Consider the following 14617-nt stretch of genomic DNA (forward strand, 5'->3'; position numbering starts at 1 on the left):
ACCTATCCTGGATGCGTGGAGGACGACGACCGGGTGTTCAAGGCGCTCGCCGATCCCACCCGTCGCCTCCTCCTCGACACGCTCCTCGCACACCCGGGCGCGAGCCTCACCGAGCTCGAGTCCGCGGTCGCCGCGGAGGGCGTGACGATGACACGCTTCGGCGTCATGAAGCACCTCAAGGTGCTCACCGAGGCCGGGCTCGTGGTGACGCGCCGCGACGGACGCCGCACGCTGCACCACCTCAACCCCGTCCCCGTCCAGCTCGTCCACGACCGGTGGATCACCCGGTTCACCGAGGGGCCCGCGCAGGTGCTCGCGGACCTCAAGCACACGCTGGAGGACCAGCCATGAGCAGCACACCCGACGACGCAGCCCCGGCCCCGCTCGTCCCGCCCGTCACGACGACGCAGGTCTACCAGGTCGCCATCCGCGCTACCCCACAGGCCGTGTGGGACGCGCTCGTCGACCCCGAGCAGACGCGGCGCTACTTCCACCGCGCCCGGATCGAGGTCGTCGGCGACCGGATCGTCTCCCACGGGCCCGACGGCGCCCTCTGGACCGACGGCGCGATCCTCGAGCTCGACGCGCCCCACCGCCTCGTCCACGAGTGGCGCTCGCTCTACGACCCGGTGAGCGCGCAGGAACCCGCGAGCCGCGTCACCTGGCAGATCGACGACCGCGGCGACGGGACCGTCCTGCTCACCGCCGTCCACGACCACCTCGACGGCTCGCCGCACACCGCGTCGAGCGTGTCCGGGATCGGCTGGACCACCGTGCTCAGCGGTCTCAAGACCCTCCTCGAGACGGGTGAGCCCCTGGTGCCGTGACCAGGGACCGGGCCAGGGCACCCAACGGACGCGACCGGGCAGCCGCCCGCCGGACCGTCGTCCTATGCAGACGACGACGGACACCATCAGCACCCGCGTGACGCCCACCGGGCACGCCCCGATGATGCTGCGCGACATCGTCCCGGCGCGCGCGGACCACCGGGTCACGACGTTCGAGATCTTCTTCGACCTCGTGTTCGTCTTCGCGATCACGCGCGTCGTCGCCTACCTCGAGGAGGACCACGCCGCCGCGGCGCCCGTCCGGGGGCTCGTGCTGCTCCTGCTCCTGTGGTGGACGTGGTCGGCGTTCACGTGGCTCGGCAACCGGGTGCGCGCCGACCACGGCCTCGTGCGGCTCGGCATCATCACGGCGATGGCGGGGCTGTTCCTCGCGGGCGTCGTCGCGCCGGGCGCCTGGCAGCACGACGGCGGCCCGCTCGACGCGCCCGTCGTCCTCGCGCTCGCGTTCGCCGGGGTCCGCGTGACCTACGTCCTCCTCTTCCGGGTCGCGGCGCAGCACGACCCGCGGCTGCGCACCCAGCTCGCGATCGACGCCGTCCCGCAGACCCTGTCCGCCGTCCTGCTCGTGACCGGGGCCGTCCTGGGCGGCACCGCGCAGACGGTCCTGTGGTCGGCCGCTCTGCTCGTCGACTTCGCGGGCGGACGGCTCACGTCGAGCTACCGCGGTTGGCGCGTCGTCAGCGCCGGCCACTTCGTGGAGCGACACGAGCTCGTCGTGATCATCGCGTTCGGCGAGACGCTCGTGTCAGCCGGGACGGGAGCCGGCGACCACGTGATGCGCTGGCCCGTCGTCGCGGCCTCGAGCCTGGGCTTCCTGCTCGCGGCCGCCCTCTGGTCGGCCTACTCCGCCCGCCTCGCGGCCGCCGCCGGGGCCGTGCTCGCGGCGGCGTCCGCGCTGCGGCGTCCCGAGCTGGCACGGGACGGCTACGTGCTCGGGCACGCGCCGCTCGTCGTCGGGATCGTCGCGGTCGCGTTCGGCCTGCGGCTCCTGCTCGCCCACGCGGACGACGACGCCCCAGCCGGGTGGACGGCCACGGCCGCGCTCACGGGTGGCGCGGCGCTGTACCTGCTCGGGCTGGAGCTCTTCCGCTGGGTGATGCTCCGTGCCGTGCACGCCGTCCCCCTGCTGGGCGTCCTCGCGCTCGTCGACGTCGCCGCCGGTGCGCACACGGAGCCGCCGCTGCTCGTCCTCGGCCTCACGGCCGCGGTCGTCGTGGTGATCGAGCAGGCGGCGGTGCTCCGGTCGGAGGCGCAGGTCAGTCGTTGAGACCCAGGCCCTTGCGTCCCTTCGCGAAGTAGGCGAGCGGGCCGACCCAGTTCGCGAGCATCGCCACGCCCCAGGCGAGCTTGGACCCCTCGATCTCGTCGTCGGACCGCTTCGCCAGGTCGCGGTAGCCCGCGACCGTCAGCGCGATCTGTGCGAGCGAGAACACGAGCACCAGGAACTTCTTGCCACCGCTGAGCTCGCTCCAGGACTTCTTGCGGGCCATGGGCACCCCTCACGTGTCGGTCGGACGTCGTCCCCGACGACGCTACGCGCGCTCGTGCCGCGACGCGCGGCGTCCGGCTCAGCCCTCCTCGACGACGGACAGCACGTTCCCCGCCGGGTCCGTGAACCACGCGATGAGCGGCCCGCCGCCGCGGAACACGCCGTCGTCGTCGGTCTGCGCCGGCGTGCCCTCGTAGCGCTCGAACGCCACGTCCAGCGCCGTGAGCTCGGCCACCTTCGCGGTCACGTCCGCGACGGGGAAGTTGAGGACCGTGAACGACGCCGGCTCGTGCGCGGCGCCCTTGTCGTACACGAAGATCCCCGAGTCGCCGGGGACGAGGATCCGCATCCCCATCTCGTCGCGCTCCACGCGCAGCCCCAGCACGTCGGCGTAGAAGTGCTGCGCGGCGTCGAGGTCGTCGACGGAGAACCCGCTGAAGCAGCGGTCGAACAGTGCGGTCATGACGTTCACCTCCAGTACCCGGCCGACGGCGTCGCCCGGGTGCGGCCGGCGGGTCCGGCCCGCTCGTACCGACCCGTCCAGCGTCGCGCAGTCATCGGCCGGGCGCGCGTCCGGGCGTGTGACCATGGTGGCGTGCTCGCTCCCGCCCGACCGCTCGTGGCGACCGGCTCGTTCCGGCTCGCGGCTGCCGTCGACGTCCGCGCGACGCTCCTCCCCCACCGCCGAGGCCCCCTCGACCCGGCCTTCCAGGTCGGGCCCGACGGCGCCGTCTGGCGGGCGACCCGCACGCCCGACGGCGCAGCGACCCTCCGGATCCTGGCCGCCGGTCCGGACCTCGTGACGGCGACCGCCTGGGGGCCGGGCGCCGAGGCGGCGCTCGCCGGTGTCCCCGCACTGCTGGGCGACGACGACCCCGAGGACTTCGACCCGCCCCCGGGCCGCGTGCGCGACGCCTGGCGCCGGACCCGGGCCGCCCGGATGACGCGGAGCGGGAACGTCCTGGAGGCGATCGTGCCCGCCGTGATGGAGCAGCGGGTCGTGACCCGGCAGGCCCACGACGCGTGGCGCTGGCTCCTGCGCCGGCACGGCGAGCCCGCGCCGGGGCCGGTCGCCGACCGGATGCGGGTCCCGCCCACCGCCGAGGTGTGGGCCGCGGTGCCGGTCTGGGACTTCCACCGCGCGGGCGTCGACCCGGGGCGAGCCCGGACCGTGGTGGCGTGCGCGCGCGTGGCCGGCTCGCTCCAGCGGTGCGCCGCGCTCGACCCCGCCGAGGCGCGACGTCGCTGGCAGTCGGTGCCCGGTGTCGGCGTGTGGACCGCGGCCGAGGCCGCGCAGCGGGCGCTCGGCGACGCCGACGCGCTCGCCGTCGGCGACTTCCACCTCGCCGGACAGGTCGGCTGGGCGCTCACGGGCGAGCGCGTCGACGACGACGGCATGCTCGCGCTGCTCGAGCCGTACCGCGGGCACCGGCACCGGGTCGCGAAGCACCTGCTGCTCGCGGGCTACGCACGCGGCGTGCGGCGCGGCCCGCGCGTCCCGCTGGAGGACCACCGCAACCGCTGAGGGTGACGCCACGTTCGCCGAGTGCGACGTCGCGTCCGCCGAGTGCGACGTTCCGTCCGGGGACGGAGTCGTCGCTGAGCTTCCCGTGAGGGGGCAGGATCGGCAACGTCGAGGCCACTTCGATGCCGATCCTGACCTCTCGTGCCGCCCCGGCCCTGGCCGCCGAGTGCGACAGCGTCGCACTCGGCGGACACAGCGTCGCACTCGGCGGTCAGACTCCGACGGGGAGGGGCAGGTCGACGACGTGGTCGACGAGGCCGTAGTCCTTCGCCTCCTCGGCGGTGAACCAGTGGTCGCGGTCGGCGTCGGCGGCGATCCGCTCGACGCTCTGCCCGGTCTGCTCGGCGGTGATCAGGGCGATGAGCTCCTTGGTCTGCTTGAGCTGGTCGGCCTGGATCCGGACGTCCGTCGTCGAGCCCCCGATCCCTCCGAGGGGCTGGTGCATGACGATCCGGGTGTGCGGGAGCGCGAACCGCTTGCCGGGCGTCCCCGCGGTGAGCAGCACCTGCGCCATCGACGCGGCGAAGCCCATCGCGACGGTCTGCACGTCGCACGGGACGAGCCGCATGGTGTCGAAGACGGCGAAGCCCGCCGACACCGAGCCTCCCGGCGAGTTGATGTAGAGCTGGATGTCGGCCTGTGGGTCCTGCGCGGCGAGCAGCAGGATCCGGCCGCAGATCTCGTTGGCGTCGTCGTCGCGGACCTCGCGTCCGAGCACGACGATGCGGTGCTTGAGGAGCTCTCGGGCGAGCTCGCGGTCGACGGGTGCGGTGGTGTCCTCGGGCATGCTCCGATCCTGCGTCCAGGACCCCGCCGCAGGCCCCCGCGTTCTGCCCGGGGCCGATCTGCCCCCGGCAGAACGGCCGATCTGCTCAGGGCGCAACGCCCGACGGCGCGTCCCGGTCCGTCTCCCGGCTAGCGTCGGGAGTGAGCAGAGCCGACCGACGGAGGGACGCACCATGCAGGACGACGTGACCGCACGCACCGGGCCCGTGCCGGTGCGCCCGCTCCGAGCCCCCGCGCCGACCCTCCTGCGCGCCGCGCTGGGCGCCTCCCTGCGGCGTCGGCGGGACGAGCGGGGCCTGCGGATCGTCGACGTGGCCGAACGCGCGAACCTTTCGGTCGCCTACGTGTCGGAGGTCGAGCGGGGACGCAAGGAGCCGTCGTCGGAGGTGGTGTCCGCGCTGTGCGACGCGTTGGACGCGCGGCTCGCCGACGTGCTCCGCGAGGTGGTCGACGCGCTGGAGCGCGAGGCGGCCCACGCCCGACTCGTGGAGCTGCGCGAGCGGGCGCGGGCCGGCAGCCACGGTCCGGTCCGCGTGCTCGACCTCGCCGCGCGCGACGCGGCGACCGCCGACGCCACCCGCGACGTACTGCCCCGCGTCCGGTCGCACACCCGCTTCGGCGGCCTCGCGCTCGCCGCCTGAAGCGGGTGTGCCGACACGGGCACCGCGTCAGCGGCAGGTGCTCGTCGGCCCGCCCTCGCCGGGTGCCGGCGAGACGTTGCGGAACACGTTGCCGGTCGACGCGGCGTCGAGGTTCCACGGGTCGGCGTCGCCCAGCACGCTCGCGAAGCACACGTCGCGGAACGTCGAGCCCGTGAGCCCCTCGATCCCGGTCGGGTTCACGTTGCGGAACCGGACGTCGTCGAACGTGAACGGCCCGACGGTGTCCGCGTCGTTCGCGGGGCCCGCCTCGATGTCGATCACGGGCTTCGAGGTGCTCGACGCCATCCCGCACGTCGAGGTGCTGTTGCCGTCGACGCTGACGTCGCGGACGACGATGTCGCGGAACGTCGCCGAGGACCCGCTCACGTAGCCCGAGGGCGACAACGTGTAGCTGAGGCTCGCGATGAACGCGCTCGTCTTCATGCAGGCGACGGCGCTGTCGCGGAAGACGACGTCTCTCGCCCCGCCGTTCATGTCCGAGGTGGACTTCATCCGGAGCGCCCCGGTCTCGGTCCGGTTGAAGACGTTGTCCTCGGCGAGCAGGTGCTGGACCCAGGCGGCGGTGTGGCTGCCGATCGCGACGCCGCCGTGACCGCGGCGCACGTAGTTGTCGAACATCCAGACGTCGCCCGACGAGCGCCCCTCGGCCCCGTACTTCCCCTGGCCGGCAGCGAAGTTCATGACGTCGTCGCCGGAGTCGAAGAAGTTGTTCGCGACGACGGCGCGCTGGGTGCCGCCGAACTCGATCGCGTCGCCGTTGTTGGTGTCGAACGTCGTGTTTCGGGTCCCGTAGACGCCGACGTCAGCGGAGTCGAGGACCATCACCCCGTGGAAGGCGGGGTTCTCGACGGTGAACCCGTCGAGGTAGAGGCCGTCGACGCCGATGAACGTCGCGAGGCTCGACCGGTACTGGCCGTAGATCGACTTGTCGTCGACGGTGGCGGGCCGGTTCACGATGCCGGGCATCGTGTCGATCACGGCGCGCGCGTGCTCGACCTGGTTAGCGGCGAGGATGCCGTCGGTCGCGACCTTCGCCGCGCTCGACGCCACGTAGTCCGGCAGCTCGTTCCCGGTCTCGTCGGTCGTCGTGCCGGCGGCCGTGCGCTTCCAGCCGTCCCCGTCGATGACGCCGGGGCCGACGATGCGCACGTTCTCCGCGACGGCGCCCGGACGACGGTTCCGCTCGCTGCGGCCCAGGTCGTCGGGCCGCACGTTGAGCAGCGACGGCGGCCGCAGGTAGGCCGTGTAGCTGGCGTCGGTCGGCACGGGCGTCGGGATCGCGTAGAGGTAGTAGCCCTTCTCGACCGGGTAGTCGGCCCAGTCGTCCGAGCCGAGGAGCCGGGCACCCTGCGCGAGCTCGAGGGTCATGTTGCTGTGGAGGAACAGGGCGCCCGTGCGGAACGTGCCCTTCGGGATCACCACGGTGCAGCCGCGCGAGCGGCAGCTGTCGACGGCCTTCTGGATCGCACGGGTGTTCACGGTGGTCCCGTCGCCCACGGCCCGGAACGGCCGGCTGGTGACGTCGATCCGCTGAGCGCGCTGGGTGGTCGTCACCCGGAGGGCGTTCGACGGCGCGGAGAGGCGTCCGTTCGCGAGCACCGCACGGACGGTGAACGTGTAGCCACGGTTCGGGCTGAGCCCGGTGACCTTGAAGCTGTGGTTCTGCACCTTCACGTGCCAGCCGTCGGCGTCGTTCGCGTAGAACGTGTCGACGTACTCCTGCGACGGCGTGTGCTGCTCCGCGTTCGTGGAGGCGCGGCCGAGCGGACGGCCGTCTCGGTAGACGACGTAGTCGACGACGTCTGCGGACTCCGGCTTGTTCCACACGAGCAGGGTGCTGCTGCTGTCGGTGGCGGCCCCGGGCACGCAGAGGTTGCTGGGGGCCGAGCGAGCCGTCCCGAGCAGACGGCTGTTCGCGGTGCCGCACGTCGGGTCGGACCGATGCCCGGCGGGATGGGGGGACGATCCGTGCGCGAGAGCGGGGGCGCCCGTGAGCACCGTGCCCAGGAGCGTGAGGGAGCCGAGCGCCGCGACCAGCGACGCCCTTCGTGAACGATGCATCTGCTGGTCCTCCGTCGAGACTCCGGGCGACGTTGCCCGGGTCTCGAACCTAGCCAGGATGCCCGGCGATGGGCAATCGGTTTCTCATGTTTCTGGCGAGACAGAAAGCCTTCCTCGCCGGGTTCTTCTCTTCAGTGCGAGAACGAGGACGAGTCAACCTCAGCAATCGGTTTCCCATCGCTCGCGCAGTCGACCACCCGGAGCCCCGACACCCGGTCGAGCTCGAGCGGCTCGCTCCGTGCCCCGGAGATCCGCACCCCGCGCAGCACGACGTCGTCGCAGCCCGTCAGCACGAGCCCCCGCCCGACGGCCTCCTCGACGCCCTCCGCCATCGCAGGCACGAACGGGGCGGCGTCATCGGCGAACGACACGCTCACGTCGTCGAGGGTGACCTCCGCGACCGGGCGCTCCGCGAGCCCGAGGACGAACCCGGCTGCGGCACGGACACGGCGCGCGCTCACGTGCGCGAGGGAGATCCGCCGGAACGTCGGCGTCCCCGCGTCGACCGGCTGGGCCGACCGGTCGGACACGACCGGCTCGCGCCCGCCGGGCCCACAGAAGTAGTGCGCGTTGACCACGAACGGGCAGCCGACGTCGTCCATCACGACGTTCGACACGCGCACGTCCTCGACGACCCCGCCGCGCCCGCGCCGCGTCTTGAGCCGGATCCCGCGGTCGGTGCCCTGGAAGACGCAGTCGGCGACGACGACGTTGCGCACGTCGCCGCTCATCTCCGACCCGATCACCACGCCGCCGTGCCCGTGCACGAGCGTGCACCCGACGACGGTCACGTTCTCGCACGCCACCCGCTCGGCGGTCGCCTCGGTGCCCGCCTTGAGGACGATGCAGTCGTCGCCGACGTCCACATGGCAGCCGCTGATCCGCACGTTCCGGCACGACTCGGGGTCGATGCCGTCGGTGTTGGGCGAGTCCGGCGGGTTGTGGATGCTGACGTCGCGGACCGAGACGTCCTCGCAGAGCAGCGGGTGGATCGTCCACGCGGGCGAGCTCCGCAGCGTCACGTCCCGCACGACGACGCGGCGGCACCGGTGCAGCCCGACGAGGGTGGGGCGGGGGTGCTCGAGCGTGCCGGCGCGGAACGCGTCCCACCAGGGCTCGCCGCCGCCGTCGATCGTGCCCGCGCCGGAGATCGTGACGTGCTCGGCGCCGTCGGCGTACAGGCAGGGCTGGTGGATCGTCGCGGGCGCGCCCTCCCAACGCGCCTCGACGGGCGGGTAGAGGGCCGGGTCCGGCACGAACTCCAGCACCGCCCCGGCCTCGACGTGCAGCTCGACGTGCGAGCGCAGGCGCAGGGCGCCCGTCCGGTGCACGCCCGGGCCGAGGACGACCCGCCCACCCCCGGCAGACGCCGTCGCGTCGATCCTCGCCTGCAGCTCCGCGGTCCGCTGGGCGGTCTCGCGCCGCTCGACGTCGGCGCCCACGCTCACGTCACCGCTCCTACGTGCCACGGGATGAACTCCTCCGCGCCGATGGTCTGGCCGTCGATCAGCAGGTCCTCCGAGACGGTCCGCTCCCCCGACGCGACACGCAGGATCGTGTCGAAGATCTCCCGCCCGACCTGCTCGAGCGTGGCCGTGCCCTCGACGATCCGCCCCGCGTCGAGGTCCATGTCCTCGGACATGACCCGGTACATCGGGGTGTTGGTCGCGACCTTGATCGACGGCGTCGGGCGGCACCCGAAGACCGAGCCCCGGCCCGTCGTGAAGACGACGACGTTCGCACCGCCGGCGACGAGGCCCGTGACGGACACCGGGTCGTAGCCGGGGGTGTCCATGAACGCGAAGCCGACGTGCGGCTCGATGCGCTCGGCGTACTCGTAGACGGCGGCGAGGTCGGCGCGGCCGCCCTTCGCGACGGCGCCGAGCGACTTCTCGAGGATCGTCGTGAGCCCGCCGGCCTTGTTCCCCGGTGACGGGTTGTTGTCCATGCTGCCTCCGCCTGCCGCGGTGTAGTCCTTCCACCACCCGATCCGGTCGAGCAGGCGCTGCGCGACGGCCGGCGAGGTCGCGCGGCGCGTCAGCAGGTGCTCGGCGCCGAACACCTCGGGGGTCTCGGCCAGCACCGACGCCGCGCCGTACGCGACGAGCCGGTCCGACGCCCAGCCGAGCGCCGGGTTGGCGGTGATCCCGGAGTACCCGTCGGACCCGCCGCAGTTGAGCGCGAGCACGAGCTCGGAGACGTCGCACTCGACGCGCTGACGCGTGTCCACGGCCGCGAGCATCCGCTCGACCGCCGCGACGCCGGCCGCGACCGTGGCCCGGACGCCGCCGGTGCCCTGGATCGTGAGGGACTCGACGAGCGTGTCCTCGGGGATGTCGGCGAGCACGGGGTCCACGGGCGGCGGCGGCGTCCCGACGCCCGGCATCCCGAGGAACGCCCCCGAGCCGGAACGCGTGGCGATCTGCTCCGTGAGCACCATCTCGCAGCCCAGCCCCAGCACGAGCAGCGCGCCGACGTTGGGGTGCGCGGCGTACCCGCGCAGCGTCCTCAGCAGGAGCTGCCCGCCCTCGCTCGAGGGCACCATGCCGCACCCGGACTGGTGGGTGAGCGCCACGACGCCGTCCACGCTCGGGTACGCGGCGAGCACCTCGGGCGTGAACCGCGCGGCGATCATCCGTGCCGTCGACGCCGAGCAGTTCACCGACGTGAGGATCGCGACGTAGTTCCGGGTCCCCACGCGTCCGTCGGCGCGACGGTAGCCGCGGAAGGTGGGTCGCGGGCCGTCGGGCACGGCGAGCTCGGTGTGCGTGCCGCCGAGCGCGTGGTCGCGGTGCCCCTCCTCGAACCCGAGGTTGTGGACGTGCACGTGCTCGCCCGCGCGGATCGGGCGGGTCGCCACCCCGATCGACTGGCCGTACTTGTGCACCTCCGCGCCTGCCGCGACGTCGGTGAGCGCGACCTTGTGCCCGCGCGGGACGGCGTCCGCGACCGTGACCGAGCGCCCGGCCGCCTCGACGACGTCGCCGGCCGACAGGTCGCGGGTCGCGACGGCGACGTCGTCGCCGTCGTGCAGGGCGAGCAGGCCGCCGTCGGTCTGCGGGGAGGCGACCGTCATCGGGCCGCCTCCGCCCCGAAGGTCTCGGCCGCGAGCGGGAGCCACCGCTCGACGACCGCCGCGGGCGTGTGCAGCCCGTCGAGCACGAGCGCGGTCAGCCCGAGGTCGAGGGGCTCCCGCGCGGCGAGCCGCACCGGAGCGTCCCACGCGACGGCGGGACCTGCGGCGACGTACGGCTGCGTGCGGACGAACCACCGCTCGCGTCCGTCCTGCACGAGGACGACGGTCGTCCACGAGCCGGCCGTGCGGAGCGTGAGCGCGAGCCACGGCGACCGCGAGCCCAGGCACGCGCGGGCGCCGACGCCGTCGGCGGACGCGACCGTGCCCTCCTCGACGGGCGCGAACCGCCAGAACAGGCCGCCGAAGCCGGCGGCGTCGGGCCGCGGGCGCGCCGGCCCGGACACGGTGAGGTCGCGCTGCGCGACGAGCGAGCTCGACCAGCGCAGCGCCCAGCCGACCGCGCCGGGGAGGGTGCGGGACGCGAGCACGCGGCGCTCCGCGAAGACGGGCGCGCCGTCCGGTGCGAGCCAGTCCACCTCGTCGCGCAGGACGCCGGGGTCGGCGGGATCCACGGTCGGCCCGCGCCGCGAGACCTCGCGCCCGTGGTTCGCGAGCAGCGTCATGCCCTCGCCCGGCACCCAGGTCCGCCCGCCCCAGAAGGACGTGCCGTCGACGTCGGGCAGGCCGAGCGAGAGCCCGTGCAGGTGGCGCCGGTCGGCGGGGTGCGCGCTCGTGAGCCGGGCCCCCGACAGGGCACGGACCGGGTGCAGGTAGGGGCGCGGCGAGTGCTCCGGCCGCATCGTCTCGCCCGTCACGTACCGGGCGATCCGCACGCCGCCCGCGGTCAGGACGTTCCCGACGACGTCGCTGCGCCACGCCGTCGGGCCGGGGTCGCGTTCCTCGCGGGCCGCGCCGGCGTCGGGTGCCGGGCCTGTGGACTCACGGAGCACGAGGTGGGTCCGCAGCAGGTCGGTCGAGCTCTCCGGCAGGGCGGGCCCCGCCTCGTCGCTGTGCCCGCCGGGCGTGGAGATCTGCTCGTGGAGCCGCTTCCAGGCGCGCTCGCCGAGCTGGGTCCGGGGCACCGCGACCGTCGTGAGCGGCGGCGTCGAGAAGTGGGCGAGGTCGATGTCGTCGAACCCGACGACCGACACCTCGGCGGGGACGGCGACGCCGAGCTCGCTGAGCCGGCCGAGGAGCCCGAACGCGACGAGGTCGTTGTAGGCGACGACGGCGGTCGCGCGGGTCGCGATCACGGCCTCCGCGGCCGCGTACCCGTCCGCGATGGTCGCGCCGCACGGCACGGAGATGAAGCTGACGCCGCCGAACGAGGCTTGCGCGGTCTCGAAACCGGCGAGGCGCTCGGCGTTCGACGACGACGCCGCGGGGCCCGCGAGGTACACGACCGAGCGGTGTCCGAGCGTCATGAGGTGCTCGACGGCCTCGTACATGGCCTCGGCGTAGTCGACGCTCACGGCGGGGACCGAGGACTCGGGCAGGGTCCGGTTGACGAGCACGACGGGCTGGGTCGCGGCGACGGCGGCGGCGAGCTCGTCGTCGGTCATGCGTGGGGCGACCATGACGAGCGCGTCCACGCGCGAGCGCGTGGTGCGGACGGCGCGCGCCTCCCGTTCGGGCCGCTCCGCCGTCTCGGCGACGACGACGCCGTAGCCCTCGGCGTCCGCGCCGGCCGCGATGCCCCGCAGGACCTCCTGGAACATCGGGTTGGTCAGGTCGGGCACGACGACGCCGACGGCCTGCGTGCGTCCGAGCGACAGGGACCGCGCCATCGCGGACGGCCGGTAGTCGAGCTCCGCGGCGGCCTGCCGGACGCGTTCGGCGAGCTCCGGGTCGACCTTGCGGCCGTTCATGACCCTCGACACGGTCGCCCGGGACACGCTCGCCGCGGCGGCCACGTCGCTGATGGTGGCGCCGGCGGCTGACTGCTCGCGGCCGCGGCGCCCGGTGCCCGTGGTCGGCGACTCTGCCGACCCGGACGACCCGTCGTTCGTCATCTGGGTGCTCCCCGGTGCTGGACATGTGAGAAACAGGTTTCTTGTCGGACGCTATCCCATGCGCAGCTCGCGTGTCACCCAGGCTCACCGCTGCAGCGCGGTGGACACGCTCCCATCGGCCGAGATCACGTCTCGGTCACGACACTTGCCAGGATCCAGATCACCCGTTAGGTTCTGGAAACCGGTTACTGAGACCGGGGCCACAACGACGGTGGCCCGCACTTACGAGGAAGTGAGTCATGTCAGCGATCAGCGAGCTGAAGGCGATCAAGCGCCGGCGCGGGGGGCCCGAGGTCACGACCTCGACCAACCTGCGCAAGTCCGACGGACGCGCCGCGCTCGTCTTCCTGGCCCCCTGGTTCGTCGGGCTCGGCGCGGTCACGCTCTTCCCGCTGGTCGCGTCGCTCTACCTGTCGTTCACCAAGTACGACCTGCTGACCTCGCCCCAGTGGGTCGGTCTCACGAACTTCGTCGACCTCTTCCACGACGAGCGGATGTGGCAGTCGCTCCGGGTGACGCTCACGTACGTCGTGACGAGCGTGCCGCTCCAGCTCGGCGCGGCCCTCCTGGTCGCCGTCGTCCTCAACCAGGGCATGCGGGGCCTCGCGTTCTACCGCTCGGTCATCTACCTGCCCTCCCTGATGGGCGGCTCGGTCGCGATCGCGATCCTGTGGCGCCAGGTCTTCGGCGAGGAGGGCCTCGTCAACAAGTTCCTCGGCGTGTTCGGCATCACGGGCACCGGCTGGGTCTCCAACCCCGACACCGCGCTCTGGACGATCGTCCTGCTGCACGTGTGGACGTTCGGCTCGCCGATGATCATCTTCCTCGCCGGCCTGCGCCAGATCCCCGACATGTACTACGAGGCGTCCCAGCTCGACGGCGCCTCCAGGTGGCGGCAGTTCCGCTCGATCACGCTGCCGCTCCTCAGCCCGATCATCTTCTTCAACCTCGTGATGCAGGTGATCACGGCGTTCCAGGCCTTCACCCAGGCCTACGTCGTGTCCGGCGGTACGGGCGGCCCGTCCGACTCGACGCTCTTCTACACGCTCTACCTGTACCAGGAGGGCTTCTCGAACCTCCACATGGGCTACGCGTCCGCGATGGCCTGGATCCTCGTCCTCATCGTCCTGACCCTGACCGGCCTGAACTTCTGGCTGTCGAAGTTCTGGGTCCACTACGGGGACTGAAAGGAAAGCTGCGATGTCGACGCCGACACTCTCCCGCACGGACCTCGGGAGCCGGATCTCCGAGCTCGCCTCCGCTGCCCCCGCCAAGCGCCGCAAGGGCCTCTGGCGCAGCCGCACCCGCTCCGTGCTCCGGCACGTCCTCCTGATCGCCGCGTGCGTCGCGATGATCTACCCGCTCCTGTGGATGCTGGGCAGCTCGTTCAAGCCCACCGAGGACATCTTCAAGGACCTCTCGCTGGTGCCCCGCCGCTGGGACTTCTCCAACTACTCCACCGGCTGGAACGCCCTGACGTACCAGTTCGGCCGGTACATGCTGAACTCCCTCACGATCGTCATCGGCTGCCTGCTCGGCAACCTCGTGAGCTGCACCATGGCCGCGTACGCGTTCGCCCGGCTCAAGTTCCGGGGCCGGGGCATCTGGTTCGCCGTCATGCTCGTCACGATCATGCTGCCGATCCACGTGATCATCGTTCCCCGCTACGTGATGTTCCGGCAGCTCGACTGGGTCAACACCTTCTGGCCCCTCGTCGTCCCGAGCCTGCTCGCGACGGACGCGTTCTTCATCTTCCTCATGGTGCAGTTCTTCCGCGGGATCCCGACGGAGCTCGAGGAGGCCGCGCGGCTCGACGGCTGCGGGCACCCCCGGATCTTCCTGCGCATCATGCTCCCGCTGTCCGTCCCCGCCCTCGCGACGGTCGCGATCTTCACGTTCATCTGGACGTGGAACGACTTCTTCAGCCAGCTCGTCTTCCTCACGTCCGACGACGTGAAATCGGCGCCGCTCGCGCTGCGCCTGTTCCTCGACTCGTCGTCGGGCAGCTCGTGGGGGCCCATGTTCGCCATGTCGATCGTGACGATCGTCCCCATCTTCCTGATCTTCCTGTTCGGCCAGAAGTACCTCGTCCGAGGCATCGCGACCACAGGAATCAAGTAACCCCTCCACCCGACCGTCCACCGGTCGGCGCCTTCGA

Annotated in this window: 14 protein-coding genes; 7 read left to right on the plus strand and 7 right to left on the minus strand. The window is 72.7% G+C overall.

All coding sequences use genetic code 11. From position 1 onward, the window contains the following. The first annotated feature begins 15 nt into the window (after window positions 1-15). From KDY119_RS17510 to KDY119_RS17520, 3 genes are all read left to right on the plus strand, one after another. Complete coding sequence (locus KDY119_RS17510; RefSeq protein WP_036947859.1) at window positions 16-351, plus strand: ArsR/SmtB family transcription factor; 336 nt, start codon at window positions 16-18, stop codon at window positions 349-351. Beyond that, a complete protein-coding gene (locus KDY119_RS17515) occupies window positions 348-827 on the plus strand; it encodes an SRPBCC domain-containing protein (RefSeq protein WP_051136379.1) in 480 nt (159 codons plus the stop codon). Before KDY119_RS17510 ends, KDY119_RS17515 begins: the two co-directional genes overlap by 4 nt. A gap of 64 nt (window positions 828-891) precedes the next feature. Then, window positions 892-2115 (plus strand): low temperature requirement protein A, encoded by a 1224-nt coding sequence (locus tag KDY119_RS17520; RefSeq protein WP_051136380.1) that lies wholly within the window; start codon window positions 892-894, stop codon window positions 2113-2115. On the opposite strand, the gene KDY119_RS17525 is transcribed toward KDY119_RS17520, so the two are convergent. Both KDY119_RS17525 and KDY119_RS17530 read right to left on the minus strand, forming a co-directional pair. Continuing rightward, the gene (locus tag KDY119_RS17525; RefSeq protein WP_036947860.1) at window positions 2105-2338 is read right to left on the minus strand and encodes a PLDc N-terminal domain-containing protein; all 234 of its coding nucleotides are present in this window, start codon (window positions 2336-2338) and stop codon (window positions 2105-2107) included. The two genes, KDY119_RS17520 and KDY119_RS17525, sit on opposite strands and share 11 nt — an antisense overlap. 78 nt (window positions 2339-2416) lie before the next feature. Next, a complete protein-coding gene (locus KDY119_RS17530; protein WP_036949123.1) occupies window positions 2417-2800 on the minus strand; it encodes a VOC family protein in 384 nt (127 codons plus the stop codon). Window positions 2801-2932: 132 nt separating this feature from the next. Here KDY119_RS17530 and KDY119_RS17535 point away from each other — a divergent pair, with 132 nt between their 5' ends. Further along, complete coding sequence (locus KDY119_RS17535; RefSeq protein WP_227994419.1) at window positions 2933-3862, plus strand: DNA-3-methyladenine glycosylase family protein; 930 nt, start codon at window positions 2933-2935, stop codon at window positions 3860-3862. Window positions 3863-4073: 211 nt separating this feature from the next. On the opposite strand, the gene KDY119_RS17540 is transcribed toward KDY119_RS17535, so the two are convergent. Further along, window positions 4074-4649, minus strand: a complete 576-nt coding sequence (locus tag KDY119_RS17540) for a ClpP family protease (RefSeq protein WP_036947863.1) — start codon at window positions 4647-4649, stop codon at window positions 4074-4076. 172 nt (window positions 4650-4821) lie between these two features. Here KDY119_RS17540 and KDY119_RS17545 point away from each other — a divergent pair, with 172 nt between their 5' ends. Further along, entirely contained in the window at window positions 4822-5289 is a 468-nt protein-coding gene (locus KDY119_RS17545; RefSeq protein WP_153022601.1) for a helix-turn-helix domain-containing protein, read from the plus strand. Between the two features lie 27 nt (window positions 5290-5316). On the opposite strand, the gene KDY119_RS17550 is transcribed toward KDY119_RS17545, so the two are convergent. The 4 genes from KDY119_RS17550 to KDY119_RS17565 all read right to left on the minus strand — a co-directional run bounded on the left by KDY119_RS17550 (window position 5317) and on the right by KDY119_RS17565 (window position 12459). Continuing rightward, window positions 5317-7371 (minus strand): glycosyl hydrolase family 28 protein, encoded by a 2055-nt coding sequence (locus tag KDY119_RS17550; protein ID WP_051136381.1) that lies wholly within the window; start codon window positions 7369-7371, stop codon window positions 5317-5319. 131 nt (window positions 7372-7502) lie between these two features. Then, the gene (locus KDY119_RS17555; RefSeq protein ID WP_227994420.1) at window positions 7503-8819 is read right to left on the minus strand and encodes a glycoside hydrolase family 28 protein; all 1317 of its coding nucleotides are present in this window, start codon (window positions 8817-8819) and stop codon (window positions 7503-7505) included. After that, entirely contained in the window at window positions 8816-10447 is a 1632-nt protein-coding gene (locus KDY119_RS17560; RefSeq protein ID WP_036947867.1) for a UxaA family hydrolase, read from the minus strand. The genes KDY119_RS17555 and KDY119_RS17560 overlap by 4 nt, the downstream gene beginning before the upstream one ends. After that, a complete protein-coding gene (locus KDY119_RS17565; RefSeq protein ID WP_051136382.1) occupies window positions 10444-12459 on the minus strand; it encodes a DUF6807 family protein in 2016 nt (671 codons plus the stop codon). Before KDY119_RS17565 ends, KDY119_RS17560 begins: the two co-directional genes overlap by 4 nt. Before the next feature lie 239 nt (window positions 12460-12698). Here KDY119_RS17565 and KDY119_RS17570 point away from each other — a divergent pair, with 239 nt between their 5' ends. Next, window positions 12699-13646, plus strand: a complete 948-nt coding sequence (locus KDY119_RS17570; protein ID WP_036947868.1) for a carbohydrate ABC transporter permease — start codon at window positions 12699-12701, stop codon at window positions 13644-13646. Window positions 13647-13659: 13 nt separating this feature from the next. Then, a complete protein-coding gene (locus KDY119_RS17575) occupies window positions 13660-14580 on the plus strand; it encodes a carbohydrate ABC transporter permease (protein WP_036947870.1) in 921 nt (306 codons plus the stop codon). Window positions 14581-14617: the final 37 nt, after the last annotated feature.

The sequence above is a fragment of the Luteimicrobium xylanilyticum genome (assembly GCF_009429125.1).
GTDB lineage: Bacteria > Actinomycetota > Actinomycetes > Actinomycetales > Cellulomonadaceae > Luteimicrobium > Luteimicrobium xylanilyticum.